The following is a 15,597-nucleotide window of genomic DNA, read 5'->3' as shown; positions in this document are numbered from 1 at the left end:
GTAGGGCTTGAGCATAATGAGTGGTTTCATGAAAATTTATAACTATATAGAGCAAACATTCTTTTTTACGTTAACCCGTAAAATAGTCGGTAATTTAAGTTTTGTATTATTGTTCCAAGCAATTACGTTATTTTGGCTGCATCAGAGTTTAAGCGAACAACAGCAAAGTACAGGGCTATTTTGGCTGCTTACGCTTGTGATTATATCTGGTTTTATTTTTACTCTTTTTTATATGCGTTTTTTAATTGTTCGCCCTGTTACTGCTATGCGCGATACTTTGATAGAAATAAACCAACAAGATGCAAATTTAGCAGCAAAACTTCCCCACTTTTCGTATGACGAATTTAAAGATTTAAGTTCACAATACAATATATTTACTGCCCATTTAAGTGAGTTACTCAGCACAACATATAACAGTGCTCAAGCGAGTGCACACAGCAATACACAAGTCACTGAATCAATGAAAAATACTGAGCAATCAAGTGAGCAACAAATACAGTTAAGCCACAGTATTATTAATGCCAGTATGCAAATAACCCAAAGCTTACAAGACATAGTAAATAATACAGATAGCGTACATAACGTTAATAATGAACACCTTAACTTTGTAAAACTATCTGCGTCAGAACTCGCTGCTTTAGTAGAGCAGGTAAAACTTATTACTAATATGCTAGGTAGCTTTTCAAATACAATTGCGGGACTAAAAGAGAACAGTGAAAACATTCGTAGTATTTTAAAAATGGTTGAAGAGTTTTCTGATCAAACTAATTTGTTAGCCCTCAACGCCGCAATAGAAGCAGCTAGAGCGGGTGAAGCAGGCAGAGGATTTGCCGTAGTTGCAGACGAAGTACGCACGCTTTCAATAAAGGTAAGTGGCGCAACTAGGCAGATTAGCGACTTTATAAATCAGATGAATGATTTGGTAAACGAGACAAATAAAGAGTCTGAGCAATTAATGACTCACTCTAATAACGCACAAAGCTCAATTAGTGCAACCTGTGATGGCTTTACTAAAATGCTTAGTGAGTTTGAGCACAACCAGCAGCAGCTGCAACAAATAGCCAGTGCTGTACATTTGCTTGAGGGCACCCAAAGTACGACTCACCAATCGGTAGAGCAAATCGTAGCTTTAGGGGAGCAAGCTAAACAACAAATAGATACGGCATTAGCCGATAGCGAGCAATCTCAACAGCTAAGCTTACAAACCCAACAACAGTTAAAGCGCTTTGTGCACTAAGAAGCGTTTTCGGGCTCAGAGAAATATGGTAAATTACGCAGCTATTAATTTAAGTGTGTAAAGCGTGTGAGCAACCCTACCCCAGACTATGAAAAATTAGCCCTGCAAATAAAAACCTGGGGGCAAGAGCTTGGCTTTAGCGAAGTGGGCATTACTGATATTGACTTATCTAAGCACGAAGCCCAATTGCAACGTTGGCTTGATGCAGGCTACCACGGCTCGATGGATTATATGGCTGCCCACGGTATGAAACGCGCCCGCCCTGCTGAATTAGTGCCTGGTACACAGCGTGTTATATCCGTAAAAATGAATTATCTCCCTCCCGATGCTGGCTTTGCAAAAACCTTAAAAAATAAAGAAAAAGCATATATAAGCCGCTATGCATTAGGTCGTGATTACCATAAATTAATGCGTAATCGTTTAAAAAAACTCGGCCAAAAAATAGAGCAAGAAGTTGGCGAGTATGGCTTTAGACCCTTTGTAGATTCAGCCCCTGTACTTGAGCGTCAACTTGCCGAAAAAGCCGGCTTAGGGTGGCGTGGTAAGCATTCGTTATTAATTAACCAAGAAGCTGGGTCGTGGTTTTTTTTAGGCGAGCTATTTATTGATTTACCTCTACCAATTGATGCAGAAAACACCTTTGAAGGCTGCGGAAAATGCGTTGCTTGTATTACTCTTTGCCCAACAGGTGCAATTGTAGAGCCCTACGTTGTTGATGCACGTAAATGTATATCGTATTTAACCATAGAACACCAAGGGCCAATACCAGAGCAGTACCGTTCTTTATTAGGTAATCGTGTTTATGGTTGTGATGATTGTCAGTTGGTATGTCCTTGGAATCGTTATGGACAAATAACTGACGAAAATGATTTTCATCCTCGCACTCAATTAAAAGATAAAGATTTACTTGAGCTGTTTGCCTGGGATGAGCCTACATTTTTAAAAAATACCGAAGGCAGCCCTATTCGTCGCATTGGTCACGAACGTTGGTTACGTAATTTAGCAGTTGGTTTAGGTAATGCAGAGTTCAGCCCCGCTATTATTAATGCCCTACAAGATAAAAGCCAAATATGCAGCGAACTTGTTTTAGAGCATATTGAATGGGCACTTGCTCAGCAAAACGATAAACAACGATTACAAATTCGTAAAACAGCTAGGTTAATTAGAATTGTAGAAAAAGGCTTACCAAGGGATGCATAGCACCGCTTAAGTAAACCTTTATATTGCGAAGTAACTAGTTTTTCAAAAGTAACGATAGATCTTGTTCTATCTCTGTAAAGGCTGCTTTGACTTGTTTAACAGACTCTTCTCTTGCTACTGAGTTTTGGATAGTTTCATCTACTTTTTTATAAATAAACACCTCCTGATCTTCATCCAGTCCCATTGATGGGATACGTTCTTCGAGCTCTTCTTGTAACTGTTTAAACACTTTTTCGTTGTTTTGACGGTTTTCATTCAACAAGCTAATTAAGCTATGAAACTTACTATGAACAGTACTTGCTACGGCATTAAGTTTCGCTCGTTGTGATTCAAGCATTTTCTTGGTCATAATGGCGCGTAGCTGCTGCTCGGTAACACTGACAATAAAACATACGTGGTCGCGTATACGACCATGCTTATCAGGGTCATGATCGGGCATATTTAAAATGAGTAAGCTAATCAATTCATAGTTAACTAAAATTCGGTGCGAAAACTCATGTAAGCGCCCTTTGTTTTTCAGCATTTCAAATAGCTCCACCACAATAGGTGAACACACGCCGTTTAGTGCAAAGTGGCTAATTTCATTATTTTCTCTAAATTCTACATTGCTTTGTAAATCAAAAGACTGCAGACAATCTACAAGCGCTTTACCTAGCTCTTGAGGATCGTTAATAAAGCCTATGTTTTCAACGTAGTTAACTATTTGCCCCATTTCACTGCTATTGGCCATTGCATTAAATGCAGTTGATGTTGCATCTTCAACTTGCTTTTCTAGACTTTGCTTTTCAACGAGTACTTGATTTAAATTTTTAAGCTTAGATTTAAGTTCGTCATGGCCAAAAGGTTTTACAATATAATCTTCTGCGCCAACAGAATAGCCTTCCATGCGTTCTTCAACAGTGCCGCGAGCAGAAACAAACATAACAATAATGTGTGCGGTATTTGGATTTGCTTTAAGTGCTTTACATACTTCATAGCCGTTCATTTGCGGCATACTTACGTCGAGTAATATAACCTGAGGCATATAACCTTCAACCATGTTTAAACACTCAGGACCATTTGTTGCTACTTGTAATTCAAAATCAAGCTCCTCTAAAATTTCCTCAATAATTTCAAGGTTAAAGGGTTCGTCATCAACGGCAAGTATTTTAGTTAAGGCCATAATTTATCATCCATTCAAATTCTTTAAAAAGTTATTTGGTATGCCAAAAAACAATTAATTAGTGTGTTGTATTAACTGATCTTCAGCTAAATGCTCGTCTAAGTTTATTTCTAATGGCACTTGTATAGATATAGTTGCACCACCATTTTCGTTGTTACGTGCAGTGATTTCACCTTGGTGTAAAGATACAAACTCTCTACACAATGCAAGGCCTAACCCTGTGCCACCAGCACCACTATTTGTTTTACTGCTTTGCACAAACTTAGTAAAAATATGCTCCAACTCATCTTCTGGTATACCGACCCCATTATCGGTAACCTCTATAGTAGCAAGCTTATTATCTGACTCTAAATTTACCCGTATTTTACTTTTAGGTTCGCTAAATTTAAGTGCGTTACCTAGTACGTTTCGAAGTAACTGGTTTATTTGCTCTTCATCACATTGTGCAATTACAGGTAATGGCTGTGCGGTAAATATAATCTCAATTTCTTTTTCCATTGCCGTACCAGACACATCATCAATACTTGTTTTAATAATATTCGCTAAATTATAGGGACGAGGGTTAAATGGAAACTTGCCTACATCTAGCTTAGATAGGTCGAGTAAATTATTTAGTAACGACAGTAAACGCTCACCACTACTCTCTATTCGCGATAAATACTTAATGAGTTTTTCTTTTGCAAAATCTCCAGCTTCTAATTTACTTAAACCAAAACGAGAAAAGCTTAAAATAGAGTGCATAGGTGTTCGAAGTTCATGCGACATGTTTGCTAAAAATTCTGATTTACTTAAGTTTGCAGCCTCAGCCACATTTTTAGCATGCTCGAGTTGTGAAGTACGTGCTCTTACTTGCTCTTCAAGAACATCTTTTGCTTCAAGTAATAAATCCTCTTTTTGCTTAAGATGGGTTACATTTTTAAATATGACCGCAAGTGCTATTTCGCCATGGTGATCTATCTCATTAAAAGAGCCAACTAAGGGTATATAACCTCCTGCTGTTTTAGATAAACGTAAATCGCAGCTAAATTGTCGATTACTATTTAATGTCGAAATCTTATCTTTAATACCTAAAATTGAATCATCATCTAAAAAATCAAATACTGATTTACCTTCGAGTTCATTAAACGGTAAGTTAAATAGTCTCAAGCAAGCATCATTAGCTTCTATCACTCTACCGCACTTTTCAAATAACATAATTGCATCGGGCGTATGTTTATAAATAACCTGAAGTAGGCTGTCTTTTTCAATTAGGGCATCAACCGTATCTTGTAGCCTTTCTACAAGCTCTGCGTTATGACGTTTTAATAACTCTGTTTGCCATAATTTATGTATTGATTGTAATAGTGAGCTATCGTTTAAAGGTTTAATAAGTACGTCTTCTACACCTTGACGAATTGCGTCGATCATTGAAACTTGATCAGGGCGTGAGGTAAATAACAAACAACGACAATGCGGTTGGGTTACTTTTAAATTTGAAAAAATTCCTAAACCTGTTCCGTCATCTAAAATAAAATCGCTTATCAGTATATCTATTTGCTTTTCTTTACTAATTTCTAAAGCTTCTGCGGAGGTTGTTGCAGTATGAGTCTCGATATGAGCACCGATTAAGCTATTTTTCATTTTTTCGAGACGTTCAGGAACATGGTCGACGAGTAAAATAGTAGGTAATTGCAAAATATGGTTAGAGCCTAATTCTAATAGGCTCTCTAAAAGAGAAGTAATTTCTTTATTAGAAAAAAATGGGTAGACCACGGTTGCGTCAGGCGCAATATGATTTAGCTCGCTAAACGCAGTTAGTTGTTCACCGCTTTGTGCTTTTGGCGCAAGCAGCATAAAGCGCTCTTGCGCTACTTCGCTTACAAGCGGTTTTATAGAATCAACAGGCACACCATGGGCAACAACAACTAAGTCGTAATCGCCTATATTGGTATACATGTCTAGCATGCTGAAATGAATTAATTCGACCTCACACCCTATTAATTCTAAAAGCACTTTCACACGCATCGCGATGACACTACTACTATCAATAATTAATATTTTTCGAATCATCAAGCCACACTTCAAATTAATAAACTTAATATCCTAATAGCGTAGTCTATTTTTATTTAATTGGCATAAAGCCCTATCGTTATTTTGTAAAAAAATATTACAAGCTTTCAAAAAACAGTTTATTTAAGATGCTTTCCAAAAATAGTCAGGCTGTAGGGCTTGTTATCCATTATGGCAACGCTTGGTAACTCGCCCCATATTTCAAAATCAAAATGCTTAAATAATTTAACACTGGGTAAATTATGACTAAAAATAAAACCAAGCAATACTTTAATATTTAATTGCTTAGCTTGTGTTTGAGCAAATATCATTAGCTTTTTACCAAGCCCTTTACCTTGTGCTTTACGGGTAATGTAAATGCTCATCTCTACTGTGCCATCGTAAGCAGGACGCCCATAAAACGATTTATAACTTACCCAAGCAAGTACTTGGTTATTTTCGCAGTAAACATAAATAGGCCTTTTATCGTTATGGCTATTAAACCAGTCACGCTTTTCGTCAACAGTAACTTCTTCGGTATCTGCAGTTACCATTCGCCCTGCAATGGTTTCGTTATAAATGGCTACAATTTCATTAAGATCATCAATAGTTGCTAAACGGGTTGTCATAGGTCATTCAAAGGTTGATCAATTTGTTTCATATTAGCGTATGATTATCCAATCAAACAATTGAAAAGTTTAGGTAATGTAATGCTAAAAAAAATTATAATAGGATTAATGGCTTTATTTATTAATGCCCCACTCCACGCTGAAACATCATCAACTATTAACCAAACCTCTACCCAAGACTGTCAAGATTTTACCAATGTCGATGTTCGAAAGCTTCGCTCAAAAGAATCTATTAATTTATGCCAATTTAAAAATAAGCCTTTATTAATAGTAAACACGGCAAGCAACTGTGGTTTTACACCCCAATTTAAAGGCCTTGAAGCGCTATATCAACGATACAAAGAACAAGGCTTAGTCGTATTAGGGTTCCCTTCTGATGATTTTTTTCAAGAAGAGGATAGTGAAAAAGAAACTGCAAAAGTATGCTTTGTAAATTATGGTGTAACCTTCCCTATGTTTGCTACAAGCGAAGTGCGTGGTAGTAAAGCGAACCCAATTTTTAAATATTTGAATGAGCAAACTAGCTCTCCAAATTGGAACTTTTATAAGTATTTAGTGTCTGCTGATCGTGAGACGGTTTTACGGTTTAACAGCAAAGCAGCACCTGATTCAGAACAAATGATTGCTGCAATTGAAACTGTGCTTTCTGATAAATAAGTTTATACTGGTACAATTAGTTGAAACTAACTAGAATGATATTTTAATTCGGTTAAAAAAACACCACACTATACTCGGGAGATTTTATGACAGTAGCAAGCGCACGACATATACTTGTAGACAGTGAAGCACAATGCTTAGACTTAAAAACAAAAATTGAGCAAGGCGAAGACTTTGCTGAATTAGCCAAAGCGCATTCAAACTGCCCATCAGGTCAAGATGGCGGTGCTCTTGGTGAGTTTGGTCCTGGTATGATGGTTCCAGAGTTTGATAAAGTTGTGTTTTCAGCTCCAATTAACCAAGTACAAGGCCCTGTGCAAACTCAATTTGGTTATCATTTACTTGAAGTTACTAGCCGTTCAGAATAAATTTAACTGTATCGTAAGTAACGTTTTATAAAAGCCGCTTATGCGGCTTTTTTATGGAGTAATTATGCAATTAATTGGTTCTGTACCTTCACCTTACGTGCGCCGAATTAGAATTTGGGCACAACAAAACAACTGTAAACTAGAGCTTGTGAGTCTTGATATATTTTCTGAGCAAGATCGCCCTACTATGGCCAGTAAAAATCCAGCTCGAAAGATTCCCATTCTGGTAGATGGCGACTTAACACTTAGTGACTCTAATTCTATATTGCGCTATTTACTTGAAAAAACAGGTCAACCAAAACTAACGTGGCCGCAAGAGCACTTACTTACGACTATAAATGCCTGTAACGATTCGCTAGTAGAAATGTTGCTATGTGAACGCTCTGGATTTGACACCAAAAGCGATAAACTCTTTTTTAATTTGCAAAACGAACGAATTGAACAAACATTAAGCTTTTTAAATACCCATTTAAGCGATGAAGAATTTAAAAGCTGTGAATACCTCAACATCAGTTTATACTGCCTGCTTGATTGGATTTGCTTTCGTGAATTAACTGACTTTAGTCAGTATTCAGAGCTTGTTGCTTTTCATAAGCAATATGGCAAGCGTCAAGCAGCAATAGATACTAATCCTCGTCACTAATTTAAAAAGGTAAACACATGAGCGATATCGAAATTGAATCACAACTAGTTAACTTTGTAGAAAAAGTACGTGTTAGCGAAGTAATTTGGGCACTTGGTGCAGAAGATAATGGCTTTGTAGTGTGCGATTCTAACCAATTTGACGAAACTGACGTACTACTGCTTTGGGAAAGTGAAGAAGCAGCTAAAGCGCAATGTAAAGAAGAGTGGAAAGACTACAGCCCTGTAGAAATAAATCTTGATGAATTTTTAGATGCATGGGTTGAAGATTTAAATGAAGATAACGCACTTGTTGGCATTAACTGGAATGATGACCAAGTATGTACAGAGATTGAACCTACTGGTTTAGCTCGCGCATTAAGTGAATAATACTTTATACGCTTTATTTTAAGAGCGGATAAAACCCGACTAGCATCTACTGCTAGTTGGGTATAAAATAAAACACATCATTATTTTCAAGGTATTACGTTGAAAACCCATCTTGGTCGCCGGCCCTTTTCAGCCATGGAACTGCACACTCTTTATAATGGATATATATACGGTGATTTTAAAGTTGCACGTGAGCAACCAAAACACTGGCATTTTTGGCTTCCTCTAATTGCATACTACAGTGGTGCATATAGCGATGAAATTGGCTATCTAACGCTTGATGATCTGTCCCTTGAAAAAGATGTCTTATGTTTTAATTTTCATACTCACGGTAAGATAAAACCTCGCTTAGTTCCAGTGCATCAGGCACTTATAGATGCCGGGTTTAATGAATATTTAGCATTCATAAAATCACAAAATCAACAACGATTAATGTTCGACTTACCCGCTAAAACTGGCAGATACAGTGAAAAAGTCCGTATTTGGTTTTCAGGTGAAGGTGAGCGAGCCGGCTATTTACAAAAGTGTGATATACCAAACGTTGATCAACTCGGTATGAAAACAGCCATAAGCAGCCTTCGTCTTAACTTTGAGCAACAAGTGCGTATACATGCTCTGCAAGCCAACTCTAAAGACGCCTTTAATTATCTCATGGGATTTAACGAATACCCACATAATGAATTTAAGGACGTGCTTTTATTAAATAACGTGATCCAAAAAATACGTATTATTAACTCACACCTGCATTGGCAGCGTTTTATAACACGCGAAAGCCACTGACAAACTTTGTTACTATTTCCCCTTAAAGTCATCGTTATAATCAATTACTCTATTAAAAAAAACTGTTAGGATATCTAACCCCCTAATAATATGAGCATAAAAAAGCCTATTTAGGGTAGTTTCTAACAACAACAATCTAGGGATCACTATGTTTCTTAAAAGCCTCTTAACAGTGAGCGTTGCTTTGGCAATGGGTGCTGCAAACGCTAACGAATTCGTTATTGAAAAACTCGCAAAACCAAGTTCACAACAGGTATCGTTAACACTCGATCCGAGCCAAGATACATTCACAGGGATGACTGAGATTTCCCTAGAAGTACTAAAACCAACAAAATACATTGAATTAAATGGCGTAGCTTACGCTGTTAAAATGGCGCAACTGCTTGGCGACGAAAACTGTGACTTAAACAACGAAATGCTTAAAACAGGTAAAGTTAAATTTAGCTGTGATGAGCAAATTCAACCAGGTAAATACACCCTTAAAGTTGATTTTTCAGCGCCATATAACCGTCAAAGTGTTGGTTTATACAAAACGTTAGACCAAGGCACACCTTACTTATTTACTCAATTTGAAATGAGTGATGCACGCCGTGCATTTCCTGTTTTTGATGAGCCAAGTTACAAAATTCCATTTCAGTTAACGATTACCGCGCCTACATCACAAAAAGTATATTCAAATACGCCAGAACTAAAAACAACGGTTGATGGCGATATGACCACACACTTTTTTGATAAAACGCCGCCAATTCCTTCATACTTAGTCGCGATGGCTGTTGGCCCATTTGAAGAATTAGATATTAAAGGCATGCCAATTCCTGGTCGTGTAATTACCCCTCAAGGTAAAATTCACTTAGCCCAATACGCAAAAGAAAACATGCCAAAAGTACTGGGCGCACTTGAAGCGTATTTTGGTATTCCTTACGTTTACAAAAAATTAGACTCAGTAGCGGTACCAGAGTTTCCATTTGGCGCAATGGAAAACTCAGGCTTAGTAACCTACCGAGAAGATATTTTATTAGTTGATTTAGCTGCAGCAACACGCAGTAAAAAACAGCGTAATGTATCAATTATTGCTCATGAACTTGCTCACCAATGGTATGGTAATTTAGTAACCATGAAATGGTGGAACGACTTATGGTTAAACGAAGCATTTGCTAGCTGGATGGCTGCAAAAATTACTAAGCAGCTTAACCCTGAGTTTGAATCGCACTTAGACCTGCCACAAAACAACGTAATGGCACTTGATGCACGCCTAAGCACCAAGCCTATTCGTAAGCCAATTAAAACCGAAGCCGACATTATGGACGGTTTAGGTCTTGCTTACAGTAAAGGTAGTTCAGTACTTGCTATGGTTGAAAACTGGATTGGCGAAGATGCATTTCAAAAAGGTATTCAAAGCTACTTAAAAGAGTTTTCATATAAAAATGCTGAAGCGGCCGACTTATGGGAAGCACTTGGTAAAGCGTCAAATAAAGACGTAGCGAGTGTTTTAAAATCGTTTATTGAGCAATCTTCTTTCCCACTAGTTAAAGTAACTCAACAAGGTAGCAAAGTAACTATTTCACAAAGCCGCTTTGTAAACGCAGGCGTTGATGCGCCAGAGCAGTTATGGAATGTACCGGTGGCAATTAAATATGGTGCTGGCGATAAAGTGAAAACAGCAAACGTATTACTTAATAAACAAAGCCAAACACTAGATTTAGACTTTGAACCAGAGTGGATTTATCCCGACCAAGGTGCATTAGGCTACTACCGCTGGGTAATGGATGATGCACAATTTAGCGCACTTGTTAAAAAGGCGCCAAGCGTACTGAGTGACCGTGAACGCTTAGCGTTACTATCTGCTACTGATGCGCTACTTGATGCTGGTGTTATATCTGCTGCTAAGTTAATGCAAACACTTGAAGTGTTCGTAAGCGATAGCCACCCTCGCGTAGCAAATACCGCACTAGGTTACTTAGTGTCGCAACAGCGCACTTTTAAAGACGATAGCAATAAAGACCTATGGCCTGAATTTATTCGCGGTGCAGTAACGCCTGCTGCTAAAAAATATGGTTTAGAAGCAAAAGCGGGTGAAGATGGTGCTATTGCACAACTTCGTGCAGCCGTTGTATCACGCTTAGGTTTTGATGGTGAAGATCAAAATGTCATCAATAAAGCCAAAGAACAAACGCAGGTTTATTTAAATGATCCACAAAAGGTAGACCCATACTTAGCGGGTACGTACTTAACTCTTGCTGCTTTTCATGGTGACAAAGCGCTGCTTGATCAATTCATGACAACGTTTAAAACGACTAAAGATCCGCAAGTACGCACAAACATGCTTGCAGCTATGGGCTTTTTTGGTAAACCTGAGTTACAAAAAGCGGTATTAGCTTATAGCTTAACGGATGAAGTAACGGCATCTGACATGCGTACTATTTTGTCAGGTCAAAGTTACACAGATGAGCGCCAAGCATTATTTATTGATTGGGTTTACAGTAACTACGATAAAGTAACAGCAAGCTTACCGCCGTTCTTTATACCTAACTTGCCGTACTTTACAACTGCAAGCTGTGATGCAGAAAGTTTAGCGACAACAAAAACCTTCTTTAACGAAAAAGTAGCTGATGTAGCTGGTTACGCTCGTACATTAAGTAAGCTTGAAGAAAGCACAAACGATTGTATCGCGCTTAAAACACGTGAACTTGAATCGGTTAATAGCTTTTTAAAAAGTAAGTAATTATTAGGTTTATTGAGCTATAAAAAAACAAAAGCCGCTGAAAATAAATTCAGCGGCTTTTTACGTTTATATTTTTGCTTTATTAATTACCAATAATCATAGTTAGCTTGGCTATAAAATCTTTGGCTGCTTGCTCAGAATTTATTTTAAACGCAACACCGTAGTGAATAGGTTGAGCGCTTTTAAAAATGCGCGTAGGAAAGCGTGTCATCTCACTGCTATGGAAGTACCCTTGCGCACGCGTCACGCCATCGATATCATTAAAATCATCGCTAAACACTTCAAATGCTGGGCGAATTACTATTTTACCCTTGCCGCTTTCGCTGTGGGTATAAAATGCTTCTTTAGAGTTTACTAACATGTACTCTGCAATATTTTTAATCTTAAAATTACTTCTGCACTGTAATTTAATGAGCTGTTCTGTCAGCTCGTCTGCACTATAAGCCACGTGTAATCCCTATTAGTTAATTTGCGTATTAGATTAACGCATACACACAATAAAATCTGAATTTATTTGTCTGCTTCACTTTGTTATATCACATACAAAAGCGAGTTTTTCATTGTTGTAACTCATTCTTGTTATATTTGTTTCGCAGTAGGTGCTTAAATTAAGCCATTGCGATACTTCATCACTTCCATCAAGTTTACGCTGATAAACGCGGTTTTTAATAGCATAAGCAATGGTCGCATTATCTTTTAAAATAAAATCTTGAACTTGAGCCGGTAACCTTAATAGGTCTTCAACTTGTTTATCTTGTGGATTAAAACTCGCTAAAATGTGTTGCTCGTTTTTAGTGTAGCTAAATAAAAATGCAGCCATTAAGTTGTTATAAATAAGCGTTCGGCCAATATTACTGGCAGCTATTTCCCCCTTCGCTTGTGCAACAGAAGTATATTGAAGCGTGTGAGGCTTTCCTAAAATAAACATCACTAAATCATTTTGGACACCCCATGCATGGTATCCAACAGGTTCAATCCAATCAAAAATACGACGTGGCGCATCTTCATTTTTGAGTGGGTATTGCCACAATTTTTGCTTACCGTCAGCTTCTACAACAATCGCTGATATCGCATCACCACTTGGCATAACTGTTGGTGAGTATTCGCTTACGGGAGAGTTAGTTATATTGGTAACTTTTTTTGACGTGAAATCATAATAAGCAATATCAGTTTGGCTTTGCCCTTTATTAAATACTTCATGAGTAAAGTATAAACCTGTACTTGTTAAGTGCGGTTGGTTGTTATAACTATTTTTATCGCTCACAATACTAACTTGTACCCCGAAAGGTGTATTTAAATCAGCAAGTAATACTTGGCTTTTTGGCATGCTAGCCTGCACCACTATTGGGCTCAGCGCTGCTATAGAAAATAATCCAAGTAATGGTTTAATAAGTTTCATGCTTTCTCTCGTTTTAATTTTAAGCACCTCATGATAACGTTATTTGCTGATGGCGTCACTTGAGCTAAGTCAGTCAACTCTTAAGATACCCAAACGACTTAAAATAATGTTAAGTTTAGTCTGGTTATAAAACCTGGTCCTAAAAAAGAGAATTAACATGTCAGCTAAAAATCCTATTATTGCGATTACGGGTTCATCTGGTGCGGGTACAACCACCACAACGAATGCAATTAAACATATTTTCCGTAGCCTTAATATTCAAGCGGCTTTTGTCGAAGGAGATAGCTTTCATCGTTACACTCGCCCCGAAATGGATAAAAAAGTTCGAGAAGCACAACAAGAAGGTAAACATATTAGTTACTTTGGCAGAGAGGCCAATGACTTTGGCGCTTTAAAAACGCTGTTTGAAAACTATAGCGAAACAGGTCAAGGAAAGTTACGCCGCTACTTACATACCTTTGATGAAGCCGTTCCGTACAATCAATTACCAGGTACATTTACACCTTGGCAAGATCTTGACCATAATACTGACATTTTGTTTTATGAAGGGTTACACGGTGGTGTTGTTGATCAAGATGTAGACGTTGCAAAGCATGTCGATTTATTAATAGGCATGGTTCCAATTATTAACCTTGAATGGATTCAAAAATTAATACGCGATACATCCGAACGAGGCCATTCTCGCGAAGCGGTTATGGGCTCTATTGTGCGCAGTATGGATGACTATATAAATCATATTACCCCGCAGTTTTCTCGTACCCATATTAATTTTCAACGCGTGCCGACCGTTGATACATCAAACCCATTTAGCGCCAAAGATATTCCATCTCTTGATGAAAGCTTTGTAGTTATTCGCTTTAGGGGGATTGATGATGTTGATTTTCCTTATTATTTACGGATGATCGAAGGCAGTTTTATGTCTCGTATTAATACGCTTGTAGTACCAGGGGGCAAAATGGGCTTAGCTATGGAGCTGGTTCTTACTCCACTTATTAAAGATATTATTTTGAAAAAGCGTGCACTGGAAAACTTAGCACCTTTGGATATACCTATTTAACTCCTCTTCTAAGATTGAGCTCTCTCACGTACACTGCTGATTTTAGTAACAATAAGGGACATTGTGTTGTACTCATTAAAAATTATTGTGGGTTCTAAAAACCCTGTAAAAATTAACGCGGCTAAACATATTTTTGCAATGTATTTCCCTGAACATGAAATTGATTGCCAAGGTGTTGATGCCCTATCCAATGTGCCAGATCAACCTATTGGCGAAGAAGAAACACGTGTTGGCGCACAAAACCGTGTTAATTATTGCAAAGAGCATTACCAAGCTCACTACTACGTGGCAATGGAAGGCGGTGCAGAGCAATTTAGCTATGGTGCAGCAACGTTTGCTTACGTAGTTATTGATAATGCCTTAAATCAGGTTGTAGGGCGCAGCAGCAACCTCCCCTTGCCTCAAGTGCTTTATAACGCATTACTTAACGGCGAAGAGCTTGGCGATGTAATGGACAAAGCATTTAATACCACCAACGTTAAACAAAAAGGGGGCGCTATTGGGTTACTTACAAACAATCACGCCACGCGCGAAAGCACCTATACACAAGCACTCACTTTAGCTATGGCGCCCTTTCTACACGTAGATCTCTACAGCCAAACAAATTAATTTAGGAAGTTTAATGAAATACAACTATGTATTGTTTGATGCAGACGAAACCTTATTTAGGTTTGATATTTTAGCGGGCATGACTCGCATGTTTAAAGCTTACAACGTAGATTTTAGCCAAGACGACTATATTCATTATCAAAAAACCAATAAGCAGCTGTGGGTTGATTATCAAAATGGCACTATTAGCGCAGATTACTTACAAGTAACACGCTTTAATGAATGGGCTTCAAAACTCAATGTGCCCGCAAAAGAGCTAAACGATGCTTTTTTAGATGCTATGGCGCAAATTTGCGAGCCATTACCTGGTGCTATTGAGCTTTTAAATAAACTTAAGCCAAATGCTCGATTAGGTATTATTACTAACGGATTTGCCCGCTTACAAACCGTACGCCTTGAGCATACTGGCTTAAAAGATATGTTTGAATGGTTAGTAATATCTGAACTTGTGGGTATAGCAAAACCAAATAAAGCGATTTTTGAGCACACATTTGAGCTAATGGGTAACCCAGATAAAAGCGAGATACTTATGGTGGGTGATACTGCTGCAAGTGACATACTTGGCGGCAACAATGCAGGTATTGATACTTGCTGGTTACAACACCCTGGTGAGCAATTAGCCGATGGAATAAAACCAACCTATACAGTAACTCATTTAAATCAGTTACAAGCTCTTTTAGAGTTATAATAGAGTAAATTTTACGCAAAAAAAATGACGCTAATTAGCGTCATTTTTTA

General features: G+C 37.8%; 16 protein-coding genes. 11 read left to right on the top strand and 5 right to left on the bottom strand.

From position 1 onward, the window contains the following. Positions 1-16 precede the first annotated feature (16 nt). Together H5116_RS06005 and queG are read left to right on the top strand one after the other, a co-directional pair. A complete protein-coding gene (locus H5116_RS06005) occupies positions 17-1,237 on the top strand; it encodes a methyl-accepting chemotaxis protein (protein WP_182715725.1) in 1,221 nt (406 codons plus the stop codon). A gap of 66 nt (positions 1,238-1,303) precedes the next feature. After that, positions 1,304-2,437, top strand: coding sequence for a tRNA epoxyqueuosine(34) reductase QueG (gene queG, locus H5116_RS06000; RefSeq protein WP_058154164.1), 1,134 nt, complete (start codon positions 1,304-1,306; stop codon positions 2,435-2,437). Between the two features lie 34 nt (positions 2,438-2,471). Here queG and H5116_RS05995 read toward each other — a convergent pair whose 3' ends face one another. From H5116_RS05995 to H5116_RS05985, 3 genes are all read right to left on the bottom strand, one after another. Further along, positions 2,472-3,599: a PleD family two-component system response regulator gene (locus H5116_RS05995; RefSeq protein WP_182693580.1), complete on the bottom strand. Its 1,128-nt coding sequence runs from the start codon at positions 3,597-3,599 to the stop codon at positions 2,472-2,474. A 54-nt stretch (positions 3,600-3,653) separates the two neighbouring features. Continuing rightward, positions 3,654-5,648: an ATP-binding protein gene (locus H5116_RS05990; RefSeq protein WP_182711443.1), complete on the bottom strand. Its 1,995-nt coding sequence runs from the start codon at positions 5,646-5,648 to the stop codon at positions 3,654-3,656. Between the two features lie 119 nt (positions 5,649-5,767). Next, the gene (locus tag H5116_RS05985) at positions 5,768-6,256 is read right to left on the bottom strand and encodes a GNAT family N-acetyltransferase (protein WP_039485299.1); all 489 of its coding nucleotides are present in this window, start codon (positions 6,254-6,256) and stop codon (positions 5,768-5,770) included. Between the two features lie 81 nt (positions 6,257-6,337). On the opposite strand from H5116_RS05985, the gene H5116_RS05980 reads away from it, so the two are divergent. The 6 genes from H5116_RS05980 (at position 6,338) to H5116_RS05955 (ending at position 11,794) form a co-directional block, all read left to right on the top strand. Next, a complete protein-coding gene (locus tag H5116_RS05980) occupies positions 6,338-6,913 on the top strand; it encodes a glutathione peroxidase (RefSeq protein ID WP_182694709.1) in 576 nt (191 codons plus the stop codon). Between the two features lie 86 nt (positions 6,914-6,999). After that, entirely contained in the window at positions 7,000-7,281 is a 282-nt protein-coding gene (locus tag H5116_RS05975; protein ID WP_002958009.1) for a peptidylprolyl isomerase, read from the top strand. Between the two features lie 64 nt (positions 7,282-7,345). Then, positions 7,346-7,924 carry a glutathione S-transferase family protein gene (locus tag H5116_RS05970; protein ID WP_024605976.1) on the top strand — a complete coding sequence of 193 codons (579 nt, stop codon included), beginning with the start codon at positions 7,346-7,348 and terminating at the stop codon, positions 7,922-7,924. A gap of 17 nt (positions 7,925-7,941) precedes the next feature. Beyond that, complete coding sequence (locus H5116_RS05965; RefSeq protein WP_002958007.1) at positions 7,942-8,292, top strand: DUF2750 domain-containing protein; 351 nt, start codon at positions 7,942-7,944, stop codon at positions 8,290-8,292. 99 nt (positions 8,293-8,391) lie between these two features. After that, complete coding sequence (locus tag H5116_RS05960; RefSeq protein WP_138488564.1) at positions 8,392-9,072, top strand: hypothetical protein; 681 nt, start codon at positions 8,392-8,394, stop codon at positions 9,070-9,072. A 148-nt stretch (positions 9,073-9,220) separates the two neighbouring features. After that, positions 9,221-11,794 carry a M1 family metallopeptidase gene (locus H5116_RS05955; RefSeq protein ID WP_058154160.1) on the top strand — a complete coding sequence of 858 codons (2,574 nt, stop codon included), beginning with the start codon at positions 9,221-9,223 and terminating at the stop codon, positions 11,792-11,794. A gap of 82 nt (positions 11,795-11,876) precedes the next feature. Here H5116_RS05955 and H5116_RS05950 read toward each other — a convergent pair whose 3' ends face one another. Both H5116_RS05950 and H5116_RS05945 read right to left on the bottom strand, forming a co-directional pair. Next, positions 11,877-12,242, bottom strand: a complete 366-nt coding sequence (locus H5116_RS05950) for a hypothetical protein (protein ID WP_007376965.1) — start codon at positions 12,240-12,242, stop codon at positions 11,877-11,879. Positions 12,243-12,317: 75 nt separating this feature from the next. Next, positions 12,318-13,193: a hypothetical protein gene (locus H5116_RS05945; RefSeq protein WP_182715724.1), complete on the bottom strand. Its 876-nt coding sequence runs from the start codon at positions 13,191-13,193 to the stop codon at positions 12,318-12,320. Between the two features lie 157 nt (positions 13,194-13,350). Between H5116_RS05945 and H5116_RS05940 the strand changes: the two genes are divergently transcribed. From H5116_RS05940 to yjjG, 3 genes are all read left to right on the top strand, one after another. Further along, positions 13,351-14,250 carry a phosphoribulokinase gene (locus H5116_RS05940; protein ID WP_002958002.1) on the top strand — a complete coding sequence of 300 codons (900 nt, stop codon included), beginning with the start codon at positions 13,351-13,353 and terminating at the stop codon, positions 14,248-14,250. A 63-nt stretch (positions 14,251-14,313) separates the two neighbouring features. After that, entirely contained in the window at positions 14,314-14,859 is a 546-nt protein-coding gene (gene yjjX, locus H5116_RS05935) for an inosine/xanthosine triphosphatase (RefSeq protein ID WP_096040826.1), read from the top strand. A 13-nt stretch (positions 14,860-14,872) separates the two neighbouring features. After that, positions 14,873-15,547: a pyrimidine 5'-nucleotidase gene (gene yjjG, locus H5116_RS05930; RefSeq protein ID WP_182711439.1), complete on the top strand. Its 675-nt coding sequence runs from the start codon at positions 14,873-14,875 to the stop codon at positions 15,545-15,547. Positions 15,548-15,597 lie beyond the last annotated feature (50 nt).

This window comes from Pseudoalteromonas sp. SG45-2, assembly GCF_014164115.1.
Lineage (GTDB): Bacteria > Pseudomonadota > Gammaproteobacteria > Enterobacterales > Alteromonadaceae > Pseudoalteromonas > Pseudoalteromonas distincta.
This window is presented reverse-complemented; position numbering and strand designations above follow the sequence as displayed.